Here is a 13418-nt window from a genome sequence, read left to right as displayed (position 1 = left end):
GCGCGACGGAGTTCGCCCCATGACCGCGATCAGATCGCTCGCTCGAGTTTCGCTTGCAGCCGGGCTGTTGCTTTCGGCCAGCCTGCCTTCGCACGCCTTTTCCCAGATCGGCAGGCAGGACGGCTCGGCGCCGGACCAGGACGGGGTGATATCGACGCCCCTGCCGCCCTTGTCGCTGCCGCCCATCCCGCCTGCGGGCGAGGCGCAAAACGAAACGCGCCCGGCTGAGGCCGCGCCCGCCGCTCCGACGCAGGAAACCGCCCCGCCCGCGACGACACCGACAGCACCGGCGGCGCCCGCGGCTCCGGCAGAAACGCCGGCCGCCCCGCAGACGCCTGCGCCGCCGGACGCGGCTGAGCCCGCGCCGGACACCACCGGCGACCGTGAGGAAGGCACCGATCCGGCCGCTTCGCAGGCCGCGACGCCGACCGCCCCCGCCGGCCCGCCGGCCGACGTCTTCTACGGCGACGCCGACCTTCCCGCCCCCGTTCGAACCTTGCGTGCCAAGCTTCTCGAAATCGCCAAGACCGGCGAGATCGACAAGCTGCGCGAGTTCATCGAGCCGGGCGAAGACGGCACGGTGCTCAGCTTCGGCGGTGTGGAAGGCGACCCGATCGACTACCTCAAATCCATCTCCGGCGACGGCGAGGGGGTGGAGGTGATGGCGATCCTCCTCGAAGTCCTCCAATCCGGCCACACCCGCAACGAGCCGGGCACGGATAACGAGATCTTCGTCTGGCCTTATTTCGCGGGCGTCGCCATCGACAAGCTGACCAAGCAGCAGAAGGTGGAGCTTTTCGAGCTCGTCACCGCCGGCGATTACCAGGAAATGCTGGGCTTCGGCGCCTACAACTTCTACCGCGTCGGCATCTCGCCGGACGGCAAGCTCCAGTTCTTCGTCGCCGGCGACTGATCCGGCCTTCTAAGACCCTATTTGATAACTCCGCCGGGTCGGTCCGACGGTTCTTTTCCGGCTCCGATTTGTCGGCGATCCTCGCCGATGCCGCCGGCATCGACTGCGTTTGCCTCCGCCCGGAAGCCGAAAAACTCTTCGTCGGCCCTCCACCTCGGAGTTTCCAAACAGGCTCTAGGCGCCGGTTTCGGAAAAGCGCACCGGCTCGCCGGTGGCGGGCGCGGTGATCTCCCCTTCCCACATCACGCGGCGTCCGCGAACCACGGTGCCGACCGGCCAACCCGTGACGTCGCGGCCGTCGTGCGGCGTCCACTGCGAGCGCGAGCCGATCCAGGAATTCTCGATCGTGCGACGGCGCTTCAGGTCGACCACGGTGAAGTCGGCGTCGTAGCCGGCCGCGATGCGCCCCTTGCCGGCGATGCCGAAGATGCGCTGCGGCCCGGCCGAGGTCAGGTCCACGAACCGGGCGAGCGACAGCCGGCCGTTCGCCACATGGTCCAGCATCACCGGCACGAGCGTCTGAACGCCGGTCATGCCGGAGGGCGAGGCAGGATACGGCTTGGCCTTTTCTTCCAGCGTATGGGGCGCGTGGTCGGAGCCGAGAACGTCGATGACGCCCTGTTGGATGCCCTCCCAGATGCGGTCGCGGTGGCGGCTGGCCCGCACCGGCGGGTTCATCTGGAGAAGCGTGCCGAGCCGGGCGTAGTCGTCGGCGGTCAGCGTCAGGTGATGGGGCGTCGCTTCCGCCGTCACCAGCCGCTTGTGCTCGGCCAGGAAGCCGATCTCCTCGGCCGTCGAGATGTGAAGAACGTGGATGCGCGCCCCGGTTTCCTCGGCAATGGCGACGAGGCGCCGCGTGCAGGACAGGGCCGCTTCCTCGTCGCGCCAGACCGGATGCGAGGACGGGTCGCCTTCAATGCGCTCGCCCAGCCGCTCGCGCAGGCGAAACTCGTCTTCGGAATGGAAGGCGGCGCGGCGGCGCGTGCGCCGCAGGATCGAGGCCACACCCTCGTCGTCCTCCACGAGAAGGCTGCCGGTGGAGGAGCCCATGAACACCTTGATGCCGGCCGCGCCCGGCAGGCGTTCGAGTTCGGCGACATCAGGCGCGTTCTCGCGCGTGCCGCCGACCCAGAAGGCGAAGTCGCAATGCATGCGGTGGCGGCCGCGCGCCACCTTGTCGGCCAGCGCTTCCTCGCTTGTCGTCAGGGGATTGGTGTTCGGCATCTCGAAGACGCTCGTCACCCCGCCGAGCACGGCGGCGCGCGAGCCCGTTTCCAGGTCTTCCTTGTGCGTCGCGCCGGGCTCGCGGAAATGCACCTGACTGTCGATCACGCCGGGCAGGATATGAAGGCCGGTGCAGTCCACCACTTCGCCCCCCTGGGAGCCGTCGATCGAGCCGATGAAGGCGATGCGACCGTCGCGCAGCCCCAAGTCGCGCTGGCCCTCGCCGTCATGGTTGACCACGGTGCCGTTCTTCAGAACGAGATCGAAGCTCTGCGCCACAGGACCGCTCCTTGCTTGTCGCCGATGATCGGTGGGATTACGTAGACCGGGCCGGCAAAGCAAGCGAGGCGACGGATCAGATGCCACAGACACTTCTCGCCGACCGCGCGACGCTTCTCGTTTCAGGCGAAGAGGCTCAAGATTTTCTCCAGAACCTCGTGACCTCCGATGTCGAGGCGGTGGGCGAGAACGAGATGCGCCCATCCGCGCTGTTGACGCCGCAGGGCAAGATTCTCTTCGACTTCCTTCTCGGCCGCACCGACGAGGGATATCGGATCGACGTAGCGGCGGGCGCGCGCGGCGACCTCGCCAAGCGCCTGACCCTCTACAAGCTGCGCTCGAAGGTCGATATCCGGCCGACCGAGGAAAAGGTCTTCGCGGTCTGGGACGAAGCCCGACCGAACGGCGGAGCGATCGACCGCCGCTTCCCCGGCGACACTGTTTTTCGCAGTTACGGCGAAGCGCCGAGTGGGGTCGCGGAAGGCTCGGAAGCGGATTTCGCGACCCGTCGCATCCGCGCGGGCGTCGTGGAAGCCGAGCGCGACTTTCCGTCTTCCGACGTTTTCCCGCACGATGTGCTTCTCGACCAGAACGGCGGCGTTTCATTCAAGAAGGGCTGCTATGTCGGCCAGGAAGTGGTGTCGCGCCTGCAGCATCGCGGCACGGCACGCCGCCGCCTGATGCTGGTTGAAGCCGACGGACATCTGACGCCGGGCGCGGAGATCCGGGCCGGCGACAAAGTGCTCGGCACCGTGCTTTCCGCGGTCGGCAGCGAAGGCGTCGCGATGGTGCGGATCGACCGCCTCGCCGGCGCGCTGAGCGATGGCGCGGTGATCTCGGCCGATGGCGCTCTTCTCGACCTCACCATTCCCGAATGGGCGGGCTATGCCCTGCCCGCGCTTGCCCCGCCCGGAGCCGAGGACGACGCGTGAGCCGAACGGCAGGCTCCCGCCCCCGCGCCTGGCAGCGGATGCTGTCCGGCCGCCGGCTCGACCTTCTCGACCCTTCACCGCTGGATATCGAGATCGAGGACATCGCCCACGGTCTCGCCCGCGTCGCACGCTGGAACGGCCAGACGCGCGGCGACCATGCCTATTCGGTGGCGCAGCATTCGCTGGCCGTGGAGGCCATCGTCGCCGCCCGCGACAGCGATCCGCTGGCCCGTCTCGCCGCGCTTCTTCACGATGCGCCGGAATATGTCATCGGCGACATGATCTCGCCCTTCAAGGCGGTGATGGGCGGCGATTACAAAAGCGTCGAGAAGCGCCTCCAGGCGGCGGTGCACCTGCGCTTCGGCCTTCCCGCGGTGTTGCCGAAGGCGCTGGAACGCGCGATCAAGGCGGCCGACAAGCTTTCCGCCTTTCACGAGGCGACGAACCTTGCCGGCTTCTCGCACGAGGAAGCAGCAGCGATCTTCGGCGCCCCGCCCGCCGGCTCCACGCTTCATCTCGATTTCGCGCCAAGACCCGCATCCGAGATCGGCGCGGCCTTCATCGCGCGCTTCCATGCGCTGGACCAGACCGCCGCTGAAGCTCGCGGCTCCCTTCGAAAGACCGTCTAAGGCATGACCTATCTCGTGGTTTCCTCGCTCGCCGATCTTGCCGCCACCGTCGAGAAGCACGGTGCGCGCGACGTTCTGACGATCATCAATGTCGGGACGCCGGTGGAGCGCCCGGCCTCCATCGCCGAAGACCGCCACCTTTACATCGGCGTCAACGACATCGTGGAAGCGACGGAAGGCATGATCCTGCCGGGCGCCGAGCATCTCGACCGGCTCTTGGAATTCGGCCGCCGGTGGGATCGCGAAACGCCTCTCGCCATCCACTGCTTCGCCGGCATCAGCCGCTCCACCGCCTCCGCTTATATCCTCGCCATCGCCATCAACCCGGACCTCGACGAGCGGGAACTGGCAAAGGAACTGCGCCGACGCGCGCCGACCGCGACCCCGAACGCGCGGCTCATCGCGCTCGCCGACGAGAAGCTCGGGCGCGGCGGGCGCATGGTGGAGGCGATCCGCTCCATCGGGCGCGGCGCGGAGGCTTTCGCCGGCACACCCTTCGTCCTGCCGCTCACCCTCGACGAGGCGGAAAAGGCGCGTATGCCCGAGGTGAAGCCGGCTCCGTAGGGCCTCGCCCTTTTCGCCGGCTTCAAGCTTGGCTACCAATGACATCGGCGCCGGACTTCGGCGAACGAGTTCCGATCGGAGTGTTAGCGGATGCATTCGACGCGACGTCTTCTTCTGGCGCTGATGCTGTCGGCGGCGACGCTCGCCCCGGCCTGGGCGGAGCCGAACGCGCCCGAGCCCGCACCGGCGGGCACGCAAGCTCAGGCAGACGAGATGACGAAGGCGCTTTCCGCCTATGCGGGCAGCGCGGGCGCCGGCACGGGCCTCCTGTCCGTCATTCCCGACCCCGCCGGCTACCGGCTGCGACTCGACTTCGCCGGGCTTCTCCGGAAAACTCTGCCCGAAGGCACCAAGTTCGACCTGCGGCCCTTCGAGGCCGTGGTCAGCCCGCGCGAGGACGGCAACTGGAACGTCTTCTCGAACTCCGATCCGTCCGCGACTTTCGCGATCGATCAGGAGGAGATGAAGCAGAACGGCAGCTACGCGGCGGAAGGCTCGCGCTTCAAGGGTGTCTGGTCCACCGCCTTGGCCGCCTTCCTGTCCAGCGAAGGCGCGATACGGCGCTTCCGTTCGGAAACAACCGATGCGCTCGGCAAGAGCACCTCGGAATTCGGACCGCTCACCTTCGCCCTCACCGGCACGCCGGTGGCGGACGGCGCGGTGGATTTGACCGTGAATCAGGTGGTCGAAGCCTTTTCCGAACGCCGTGAGTTCGGCGGCGAAGGCAACCCGCTGACGGGCATGACGCCTTTCACCGTGCATGGCGGCAAAACCGATACGGTGGCCAGGATCGCAGCGATGCGCTCCAAGGCGATCACGGACCTCTACGCTTTTCTCGTCGCCAATCCGGTGCTGTTTTCCGAACAACCGGACCGCGCCGCGCTCGGCGCTCTCCAGACTGACCTGAAGGCGAAGCTGAAAGCGGCCTTGCCGCTCTGGGAGCGGCTGGAGTCCTCTGCCAAGGGCGAGACGATGTCGGGCGAAGGCGGCTTCGGCACCTTCACCGTCGGCCCCTACAGCTACGATCTGGCGACCACCGGCATCTCGAAGGACGGCACCCTCAAGGCTTCGCTGCGCGCCACGGGCATCGACGTGGTGTCGCCGATGGTGCCAGTCTGGGCGAAATCGCTGATCCCGCAGGAGATGGATCTCAATTTCGGCTTCGAAAAGCTCGATCTTCGAACGCCCGCCGACATCATGATCGACGGCTTCGACCTGACCCGCGACGACACGCCCTATGACGAACTCGGCCGCCAAGCCGGCGAAGCGCTGGAAGCCGCCGCGCCGACCGTGGTGATCGCGCCGAGCCGCTTGAAGAGTGCCGATCTCGGCCTGTCCTTCAGCGGCGGCCTTGTGATGACGAGCGGCAAGCCATCCGCCTCGATCTCGATGGAAGCGACCGGCTTCGATGCGACGATCGAGAAGCTGAAGACGGCGGCGGCCACGTCGCCGGACGCCAACCAGGCGGTGGGCGTCATGTCGATCGCCAAGGGCTTCGGCCAGGCGCTGCCGGATGGGCGCACGCAATGGGTGGTGAACGTCGCCACCGACGGCTCGGTGAAGGTCAACGGCGTGGAGGTGAAGGGGCCGGACCCGGTCGTCGCGCCGGGAGAGGACCCTGAAGGCCACGGGCCGGACGAGGATATCGTTCCGGATGAGGGCATCGCGCCGGATGGCGATGTCCCGACCGATCAAGCGCCGACCGACGACAACGCCCTGCCGGAGGAAGCGCCGCAGCCCTGATCCGTCAGGTGGCCGTCGCAATCGCCGCGATCAGCGCGGCGCGCGACGGCGGCTCGGCGATCGCCCGCGGCGACCAGACGTGGCGTGACAGGAAATAGCCGATGGTGCGGAAGCCATCGGCGATGTCGTCGCCTTCGGGCCGCGTTCCGGCATCGCGCAGGAAGGCCGGCAGCGGCAGAAGACGGTCGCGCCAGGGCTCGCCCGGTTCGCGCCCGACCGCGCGGCCGGATTTCGGCGACACATAGATCAGGTCGTCCGTTTCCCCCGTCGCCGCGCAACTCGTCAGATCGAGCCCGAAGCCGAGTTCCTCCAGAAGCGCCGCCTCGAAGCGCAGGATCAGTTCGCCGGTCTTTCGCGCATCGTCGAAATGGTCGAGGATCAGCTTCACGCCGTCATAGAGACGCTTGTGGGGATCGCGCTCGGGCAGAAGGCGTAAGTGCGCGGCAAGAAGTTGGATGCCGTGCAGCGCGACGGCGCTTTCCATCAACCGCGCGGCTCGAAGCTCCAGCGGCTCCACGACATAGGTGCCGAGCTGTTCGTCGATGCGCGCGCGCCAAACCGCGTCCACCTCGTTGCCCGGTTGCAGAACCGGTTGGAGCCGGCGCGAGCGCCCGCCCCGCACGATGCCGAGATGGCGTCCGCGCTCGCGCGTCATCAGTTCGGCGATGACGCTCGTTTCGCCATAGCGGCGAAGCCCGAGCACGATCGCCGACTCACGCCATTCCATGCTGGTGCCTATCCGCCGAAATCGAGGCCCATCTCGCGATAACGATCGGGATCGTCGCCCCAGTTCTCGCGAACCTTCACGAACAGGAAGAGATGCACCTTTTCTTCCGCCGCTTCCGTGATCTCGATGCGCGCCGCCTGCCCGATCGCCTTGATGGTCTCGCCCTTGTGGCCGATCACGATCTTCTTCTGGCTGTCGCGCTCGACATAGATGGTCTGCTCGATACGCACCGAGCCGTCCGGCTGGCGCTTCCAAAGCTCGGTTTCCACCGTCGACGCATAGGGCAGTTCCTGATGAAGGCGCAGGAACAGCTTTTCGCGGGTGATCTCGGCGGCGAGCTGGCGGATCGGCAGATCGGTGATCTGGTCTTCCGGGTAGTACCACGGGCCTTCCGGCAGCGCGTCGCCGAGCCACTTGAGCAAGTCCTTGCAGCCCGAGCCGTTCAGCGCCGAGATCATGAAGACGCGCTCGAACTCCAGCCCGCGCGAGGTGAGGTCCTGCGTCAAAGCCAGGAGCTTCTCGCGCTCGATCCGGTCGATCTTATTGAGAAGAAGAACGACGCGGTCGCCGCCGTCCTTCAATCGGCCGAGAATGGATTCCACGTCCTCCGAGACGCCGCGCTCGGCATCCATGATGAAGAGCACGATATCGGCGTCCTTCGCCCCGCTCCAGGCGGTGCGCACCATGGCGCGGTCCAGCCGGCGCTTGGGCTTGAACACGCCCGGCGCGTCCACGAAGACGATCTGCGTGCGGTTCTCGATGGCGATGCCGCGCACCAGCGCCCGCGTCGTCTGCACCTTGTGGGTGACGATGGAAACCTTGGTGCCGACGAGTTGGTTGACGAGCGTCGACTTGCCGGCGTTCGGTGCGCCCAGAAGCGCCACGAAGCCCGAATGCGTGTCGCTCGGCAGGGTGCTGCCGCCTGGGTTTTCGGTCTCGCTCACGCCTCGTCGTCCTTCCATATCCTCTCGCGAACGAGCACCACGGTCGCGGCGTCCTGTTCGGCCAGCCGGCGCGAGCGGCCCTGGCCCTCGCCAGGCGCGATGCCTTCGATCACGGTGCGCACGGTGAAGATCGGGTCGTGATCGGGCCCCGAGCGATCCACGATCTCGTAGCGCGGCGGCACGGTGGAGCGCGTATGCACCCATTCCTGAAGCGCGGTCTTGGGGTCGCGCCGCGCCGTCGCCGCACCGCTCAGCTTGTCTTCCCAGAAACGCAGGATGAAGCGACGCGCATCATCGAGGCCGTTGCCGAGATAGATGGCGGCGATCAGCGATTCCACAACGTCGGCGCGGATGTTGCGGGTGTTCTCCGCCGCCATACGCTTCAAGTCGCCGCCGCCATGGCGAATGAAGTTGGTGAGGCCGACGAGATCGGCGATCTCGGCGCAGGCCTCCGCGCTGACGAGCTGGTTGAGCTTCAACGAAAGCTCGCCCTCGTTGGCCTTGGGAAACATCTCGAAGAGCCGTTCCGAGATGACGAGGCCGAGAACGCGGTCGCCGAGGAATTCCAGGCGCTCGTAGCTCGTCGCGCCCCGCGCCGAGCGGTGGCTGGCATGGGTCAGGGCGCGCTCCAGGCGCGCCCGGTCGTTCACCCGGAAGCCGATCCGCTGTTCCAGCTCGTCCAGCGGCGCGGCCGCGCTCAGCTTAGCCATGTGAAGAAACGGCCGACCCGAAGGTCCACCGGCCACTTCCAGAATTCCAGCGGAGAATTGTCGCCGCCGACCGAGAAGAAGATGATCTGCGCCTTGCCGACGAGATTTTCGGCCGGCACGTAGCCGACGTCGAAGCGGCTATCGAGCGAGTTGTCGCGATTGTCGCCCATCATGAAGTAATGGCCGGGCGGCACGAGGAATTCGCGCGTGTTGTCGCCGGCCGAGACCGGGGACAGGTCGAGCGTCAGATAGCTGACGCCGTTCGGCAGCGTTTCGCGATATTGCTGGACGCGCGAGCCGTTCTCGTCGACGAACTCGCCCGCCGGCTCGCGCGGAACGGCCGTGTCGTTGATGAAGAGGACGCCGTTGCGCACCTGGATGCGGTCGCCCGGCAGACCGACGACGCGCTTGATGTAGTCGGTCTCCTCCTCGTGCGGTTTGCGGAACACGATCACGTCGCCCCGATCGGCCACGACGCCGTCGGGCGTGCGCCCTTCGATCGGCAGATAACCGACATAAGGGGGCAGCGAGGGAAACGAGTATTTCGAGAAGCCGTAGCTCCATTTGGAGACGAACAGATAGTCGCCCTGAAGGAGGGTCGGCATCATGGAGCCGGAGGGGATGGAGAAAGGCTGGAACAGAAAGGTGCGGATCACCAAGGCCAGCAGAAGGGCCTGGATCACGACCTTGATCGTTTCGCCGATCCCGCCGCTCGTCTTCGTCTCGGCCCGGTCGACCATGCAGAGTCCTTCGATCAATTTCGCGCGGGCTCCGCGCGGCCTCGCTTGATAACGGTTCAACCGTCCTGCCGCAATGCGGCCGGCACGGCCTCGATCACCACGAAAGCCTGGGCGAGCGGATGGTCGTCGGTGATGGTCAGATGGATGCGCGGCGCGTGGCCGGCGGGCACGAGCGCCGTCAGCCGTTCCAGCGCCCCGCCGGTGAGGCGCATAGTGGGCGCGCCGCTCGGCAGGTTCACGACGCCCATGTCGCGCCAGTAGACGCCTTGGGCAAGGCCGGTGCCGAGCGCCTTGGCGCAGGCCTCCTTGGCCGCGAAGCGCTTGGCATAGGAGGCTGCGCGCTGTTGGCGACGGTCGGATTTCGCCTGCTCGATCGCCGTAAAGACGCGGGTCGTGAAGCGGGTCCCATGCCGTTCCAGCGTCTTTTCCACGCGGCGGATGTCGATAAGATCCGAGCCGATGCCGATGATCATCGCACGCCCTCGGCCGCCGCGACCGCCGCTTGCCGGTGCCGCTCGCGCATTTCCGCCATACGCCGCGCCCGGTGCCCCTGGAAGGAGCGCGCGGCAAGATAGACCAAGCCGTAGGACAGAAGGCCGAAGCCGATCCCGAGCGGAATACCGCCGATCAGCATCGGCTTGATGATCGGCTGCCAGATATCCCAGATATCCATGTTCATCAGAACATGGCCAAGGCTCGCGGGCGCGCTGCCGGCCGCGTTGTCGTCGCCAAGCATCCAGCGCCCGATCTCGTAGGTGGACGCCCAGATCGGCCCATAGGTGAGCGGGTTGCCCGCCCCGCAGCCGAGCGCCGCCGAAGCCATGTTGCCGGCCACCAAGTAGGCGATCGCGAAGGCCAGGAGGAAATGGAAGCCGATAAAGGGCGTGAAGGTGGCGAAGATGCCGGCCGCGACGCCCGCCGCGATGGCGTGCGGCGTCGCGTTCAAGCGCAGGACGCGCTTCTTCAGATAGGAAAGCGAGCGCCGCCAGGACCGCCTCGGCCAAAGCCAAATGCGAACGCGCTCCTTCCAGGTCGGCTTCACGCGCCGTCGGAACAGCATGTCACCCGGTTCCCACCAATACGAGACCTGTTCGGCCGAGACGAACTCAAAGCCCGCGGCTACCCGGCTTCACCGGCGGAATTGCGGCGAGTTCGGGCGGAAGCGCATCCGCCGGATAGGCCGGCACCTCGTATTGCGCAAGCGCGATCAGCGGCACGCCGACATCCGCCTTGCCGGCCGAGCGGTCGATGATGCAGGCTGCGGCCAGAACCTCGACGTCGAGCTTCTCAAGGCACGCCACCGTTTCGCGGATCGACAGGCCGGTGGTGACGATATCCTCCACCACCACGACCCGCGAGGCCGGCTCAAGCTCGAAGCGGCGAAGGCGAAACTCGCCGGCTTCCCGCTCCACGTAGACGGACGGAACGCTCAAGTGCCGCGAGGTCTCGTAGGCTGGAATCAAGCCACCGACGGCCGGGCCGACGAGCGTGTCGATTCGCCCCTCCACTTCCGCGCGGATGCGGGCTCCCAGCGCGCGGCAAAGGCGCTCGGTCAGATGCGCGTGCATGAAAACGCGCGCCTTTTGCAGGAAGATCGGGCTGCGCAGGCCAGATGTCAGGATGAAGTGACCTTCCAGATAGGCGCCCGCCTCGCGGAAGATCGAGATCACCTCGTCGCGTCCCATCGGCTCTCCGGCCTGCCCCGTTGCGTCCATCAGCCGTTCATCCTCTTGGCCTGCGACACGCAGGTTTTGTTACGCAACTGGTTCAGCGTGCGGGTCAGGTGGGCGAGGTCCCAGACTTCGACATCGATCATCATCGAGGTGATGTCGGGCGCGGGCTTCACCATGGAAATGTTGTGGATATTGGCGTCGTTGGCCGCGATGGTTTCGGCGACCTCGGCCAGCGTTCCGGGTTCGTTGGTGCCGGACACCGAGATGCGGGCCGGATAGCGCGTGCTGCTTTCGGCGTCGAGATCCCAGCGCACGTCCACCCAGCGCTCCGGCCGGTCGTCGAAAGCGCCGAGCGCCGGCGACTGGATGGGATAGATCGTGATGCCGGTTTCCGGCTCCAGAATGCCGACGATCCGGTCGCCCGGCACCGCGCCGTCCGGCCCGAAGCGCACCGGCGTGTCGATGCCCCCGCCCCGGATCGGCACGGAGCGCCCGGACTTCTCGGCTTCCGCGATGGTGGGGATGCGGAAGATCATGCCGGCCGCCGAATGAAGGTGGAACCAGCCCTCCTCCTCGCCGCGCGGGTCGACCTTGGTGACGCGGCTGTCCTGGAAGTCGGGGTAGACGGCGCGCAGCACGTCGGCGGTGGCGATCTCGCCGCGCCCGACGGCCGCCAGCGCCTCGTCGATATCCTTATGGCCGATCTTGGCGAGATAAGGCTTCAGCGTGTCGCGCGCGAAGGTCTTGCCCGAGCGCTGGAAGGAACGCGTCAGCATCTGCTGGCCGAGCCCGGCATATTGGCGGCGCACGGCCAGCCGCGTCGCCTTGCGGATCGCGGCGCGCGCCTTGCCGGTGACGGCCACCGTTTCCCAGGCGGCCGGGGGAGCGGCGCCCTTGGAGCGGATGATCTCCACCTCGTCGCCGTTCTGAAGCTCGGTCGCCACCGGCATGATTCGCCCGTCGATCTTGGCGCCGACGCAGGTGTCGCCGACATCGGTATGGACGGCATAGGCAAAATCGATCGGCGTCGCGCCGCGCGGCAGCGCGATCAGGCGGCCCTTGGGCGTGAAGCAGAAGACCTGATCCTGGAAGAGTTCGAGCTTGGTATGCTCCAGAAACTCTTCCGGGTTGTCGCCTTCGGCCAGTTGCTCGATCGTGCGCCGCAGCCAGGCATAGGCGTTGCTCTCCTTGGAGATCATCGTCTTGCCGTCCATGCTCGGCCGCACGAGGACGCCGTCCTTGTAGACGGAATGGGCAGCGACGCCGAGTTCGGCGACCTGATGCATGTCGCGGGTGCGGATCTGAAGCTCGACGCGCTGGCGCGACGGCCCGACGATGGTGGTGTGGAGCGAGCGGTAATCGTTCTGCTTCGGGGTCGAGATGTAATCCTTGAACCGCCCCGGCACCATCGGCCAAGTGCGGTGGACGATGCCGAGCGTGCGATAGCACTCGTCCTCGCCCGCCACGAGAACGCGAAAACCGAAGATGTCGGAGAGTTGCTCCAGCGACAGGGCTTTACGCTGCATCTTAGAGAACACCGAATAGGGCTTCTTCTGCCGCCCCTTCACGCTGGCCGCGATGCCGCTCGTTTGCAGACGACCGGCCAGATCCGTTTCGATCTTGGCGATGGTGTCGGCATGCTTCTCGCGAAGCTCGGCGAGGCGCGAGGTGATTGTCTCGTAGGCGTCCGGGTTCACATAGCGGAAGGCCAGATCCTCCAGCTCGTCGCGCATGTCCTGCATGCCCATGCGGCCGGCCAGCGGCGCATAGATGTCCATCGTCTCCTGCGAGATCGACAGGCGCTTCTCGGGCCGCATGTGGTGCAGCGTGCGCATGTTGTGGAGGCGGTCGGCGAGCTTCACCAGAAGCACGCGGATGTCGTCGGCGATGGCAAGGAGAAGCTTGCGCAGGTTCTCGGCCTGCTCGGCCTTCTTGGACACGAGGTCGAGCCGCTTCAGCTTGGTCAGCCCTTCCACGAGCTGGCCGATGCGGTCGCCGAAATGCTGGTCGATTTCCTTGCGGGTGGCGTCCGTGTCCTCGATCGTGTCGTGCAGAAGCGCGGTCGCGATCGTCGCCTCGTCGAGGCGCATGTTGGTGAGGATCGCGGCGACTTCCAGCGGATGCGAGAAGTAGGGATCGCCGTTCACGCGCTTCTGCGCGCCATGCTTCTGCATGGCGTAGACATAGGCGCGGTTGAGAAGCGCCTCGTCGACATCGGGCTTGTAGCTCGCCACCCGTTCGACGAGTTCGTATTGTCGCATCATCCGTGGAGCGGCCGATCAGACAGGAAAAAGGGGCCCCCGGCGGATCGCCGGACGCCCCTCTAATATAGGAACCGAA

Annotated in this window: 14 protein-coding genes; 5 read left to right on the top strand and 9 right to left on the bottom strand. The window is 66.7% G+C overall.

Annotation, left to right across the window (positions count from 1 at the left end; translation table 11 throughout):
• Positions 1 to 19 precede the first annotated feature (19 nt).
• Positions 20 to 913 carry a hypothetical protein gene (locus F9929_RS04900; protein WP_152045426.1) on the top strand — a complete coding sequence of 298 codons (894 nt, stop codon included), beginning with the start codon at positions 20 to 22 and terminating at the stop codon, positions 911 to 913.
• A gap of 174 nt (positions 914 to 1087) precedes the next feature.
• Here F9929_RS04900 and F9929_RS04895 read toward each other — a convergent pair whose 3' ends face one another.
• Positions 1088 to 2416, bottom strand: a complete 1329-nt coding sequence (locus tag F9929_RS04895) for a dihydroorotase (protein WP_152045425.1) — start codon at positions 2414 to 2416, stop codon at positions 1088 to 1090.
• An 80-nt stretch (positions 2417 to 2496) separates the two neighbouring features.
• On the opposite strand from F9929_RS04895, the gene ygfZ reads away from it, so the two are divergent.
• The 4 genes from ygfZ to F9929_RS04875 all read left to right on the top strand — a co-directional run bounded on the left by ygfZ (position 2497) and on the right by F9929_RS04875 (position 6284).
• A complete protein-coding gene (ygfZ, locus tag F9929_RS04890; protein ID WP_152045424.1) occupies positions 2497 to 3348 on the top strand; it encodes a CAF17-like 4Fe-4S cluster assembly/insertion protein YgfZ in 852 nt (283 codons plus the stop codon).
• A gap of 38 nt (positions 3349 to 3386) precedes the next feature.
• Entirely contained in the window at positions 3387 to 3977 is a 591-nt protein-coding gene (locus tag F9929_RS04885) for a YfbR-like 5'-deoxynucleotidase (protein WP_152045774.1), read from the top strand.
• A gap of 3 nt (positions 3978 to 3980) precedes the next feature.
• Positions 3981 to 4541 (top strand): tyrosine phosphatase family protein, encoded by a 561-nt coding sequence (locus F9929_RS04880; RefSeq protein ID WP_152045423.1) that lies wholly within the window; start codon positions 3981 to 3983, stop codon positions 4539 to 4541.
• Positions 4542 to 4631: 90 nt separating this feature from the next.
• Positions 4632 to 6284: a DUF2125 domain-containing protein gene (locus tag F9929_RS04875; RefSeq protein WP_152045422.1), complete on the top strand. Its 1653-nt coding sequence runs from the start codon at positions 4632 to 4634 to the stop codon at positions 6282 to 6284.
• Positions 6285 to 6288: 4 nt separating this feature from the next.
• On the opposite strand, the gene recO is transcribed toward F9929_RS04875, so the two are convergent.
• The 8 genes from recO to F9929_RS04835 are packed head-to-tail and all read right to left on the bottom strand — an operon-like array spanning position 6289 to position 13342.
• Positions 6289 to 7011 carry a DNA repair protein RecO gene (recO, locus tag F9929_RS04870; RefSeq protein WP_152045421.1) on the bottom strand — a complete coding sequence of 241 codons (723 nt, stop codon included), beginning with the start codon at positions 7009 to 7011 and terminating at the stop codon, positions 6289 to 6291.
• 8 nt (positions 7012 to 7019) lie between these two features.
• Positions 7020 to 7973, bottom strand: a complete 954-nt coding sequence (era, locus tag F9929_RS04865; RefSeq protein ID WP_407922203.1) for a GTPase Era — start codon at positions 7971 to 7973, stop codon at positions 7020 to 7022.
• A complete protein-coding gene (gene rnc, locus F9929_RS04860) occupies positions 7952 to 8665 on the bottom strand; it encodes a ribonuclease III (RefSeq protein WP_152045419.1) in 714 nt (237 codons plus the stop codon). Before rnc ends, era begins: the two co-directional genes overlap by 22 nt.
• The gene (lepB, locus tag F9929_RS04855; protein ID WP_152045418.1) at positions 8653 to 9405 is read right to left on the bottom strand and encodes a signal peptidase I; all 753 of its coding nucleotides are present in this window, start codon (positions 9403 to 9405) and stop codon (positions 8653 to 8655) included. The genes rnc and lepB overlap by 13 nt, the downstream gene beginning before the upstream one ends.
• A 56-nt stretch (positions 9406 to 9461) precedes the next feature.
• Positions 9462 to 9878: a holo-ACP synthase gene (acpS, locus tag F9929_RS04850; protein ID WP_152045417.1), complete on the bottom strand. Its 417-nt coding sequence runs from the start codon at positions 9876 to 9878 to the stop codon at positions 9462 to 9464.
• A complete protein-coding gene (locus tag F9929_RS04845) occupies positions 9875 to 10465 on the bottom strand; it encodes a DUF2062 domain-containing protein (protein ID WP_152045416.1) in 591 nt (196 codons plus the stop codon). Before F9929_RS04845 ends, acpS begins: the two co-directional genes overlap by 4 nt.
• A 46-nt stretch (positions 10466 to 10511) precedes the next feature.
• Positions 10512 to 11090: an orotate phosphoribosyltransferase gene (gene pyrE / locus F9929_RS04840; RefSeq protein WP_152045773.1), complete on the bottom strand. Its 579-nt coding sequence runs from the start codon at positions 11088 to 11090 to the stop codon at positions 10512 to 10514.
• Positions 11091 to 11119: 29 nt separating this feature from the next.
• Positions 11120 to 13342: a RelA/SpoT family protein gene (locus tag F9929_RS04835; RefSeq protein ID WP_152045415.1), complete on the bottom strand. Its 2223-nt coding sequence runs from the start codon at positions 13340 to 13342 to the stop codon at positions 11120 to 11122.
• Between the last annotated feature and the right edge of the window lie 76 nt (positions 13343 to 13418).

It is taken from the genome of Aureimonas psammosilenae, assembly GCF_009176975.1.
Lineage (GTDB): Bacteria > Pseudomonadota > Alphaproteobacteria > Rhizobiales > Rhizobiaceae > Plantimonas > Plantimonas psammosilenae.
The sequence above is the reverse complement of the archived record's forward strand: the minus strand, read 5'-3'. Positions and strand labels throughout refer to the sequence as shown.

Bases quoted from the DNA above. Each gene is read 5' to 3' on its own strand.
- F9929_RS04900 (WP_152045426.1), top strand. From the start codon at position 20: ATGACCGCGATCAGATCGCTCGCTCGAGTTTCGCTTGCAGCCGGGCTG.
- acpS (WP_152045417.1), bottom strand. From the start codon at position 9,878: ATGATCATCGGCATCGGCTCGGATCTTATCGACATCCGCCGCGTGGAA.
- F9929_RS04880 (WP_152045423.1), top strand. From the start codon at position 3,981: ATGACCTATCTCGTGGTTTCCTCGCTCGCCGATCTTGCCGCCACCGTC.
- era (WP_407922203.1), bottom strand. From the start codon at position 7,973: ATGGAAGGACGACGAGGCGTGAGCGAGACCGAAAACCCAGGCGGCAGC.
- lepB (WP_152045418.1), bottom strand. From the start codon at position 9,405: ATGGTCGACCGGGCCGAGACGAAGACGAGCGGCGGGATCGGCGAAACG.
- rnc (WP_152045419.1), bottom strand. From the start codon at position 8,665: ATGGCTAAGCTGAGCGCGGCCGCGCCGCTGGACGAGCTGGAACAGCGG.
- F9929_RS04885 (WP_152045774.1), top strand. From the start codon at position 3,387: ATGCTGTCCGGCCGCCGGCTCGACCTTCTCGACCCTTCACCGCTGGAT.
- pyrE (WP_152045773.1), bottom strand. From the start codon at position 11,090: ATGGGACGCGACGAGGTGATCTCGATCTTCCGCGAGGCGGGCGCCTAT.
- F9929_RS04875 (WP_152045422.1), top strand. From the start codon at position 4,632: ATGCATTCGACGCGACGTCTTCTTCTGGCGCTGATGCTGTCGGCGGCG.
- recO (WP_152045421.1), bottom strand. From the start codon at position 7,011: ATGGAATGGCGTGAGTCGGCGATCGTGCTCGGGCTTCGCCGCTATGGC.
- ygfZ (WP_152045424.1), top strand. From the start codon at position 2,497: ATGCCACAGACACTTCTCGCCGACCGCGCGACGCTTCTCGTTTCAGGC.
- F9929_RS04845 (WP_152045416.1), bottom strand. From the start codon at position 10,465: ATGCTGTTCCGACGGCGCGTGAAGCCGACCTGGAAGGAGCGCGTTCGC.
- F9929_RS04835 (WP_152045415.1), bottom strand. From the start codon at position 13,342: ATGATGCGACAATACGAACTCGTCGAACGGGTGGCGAGCTACAAGCCC.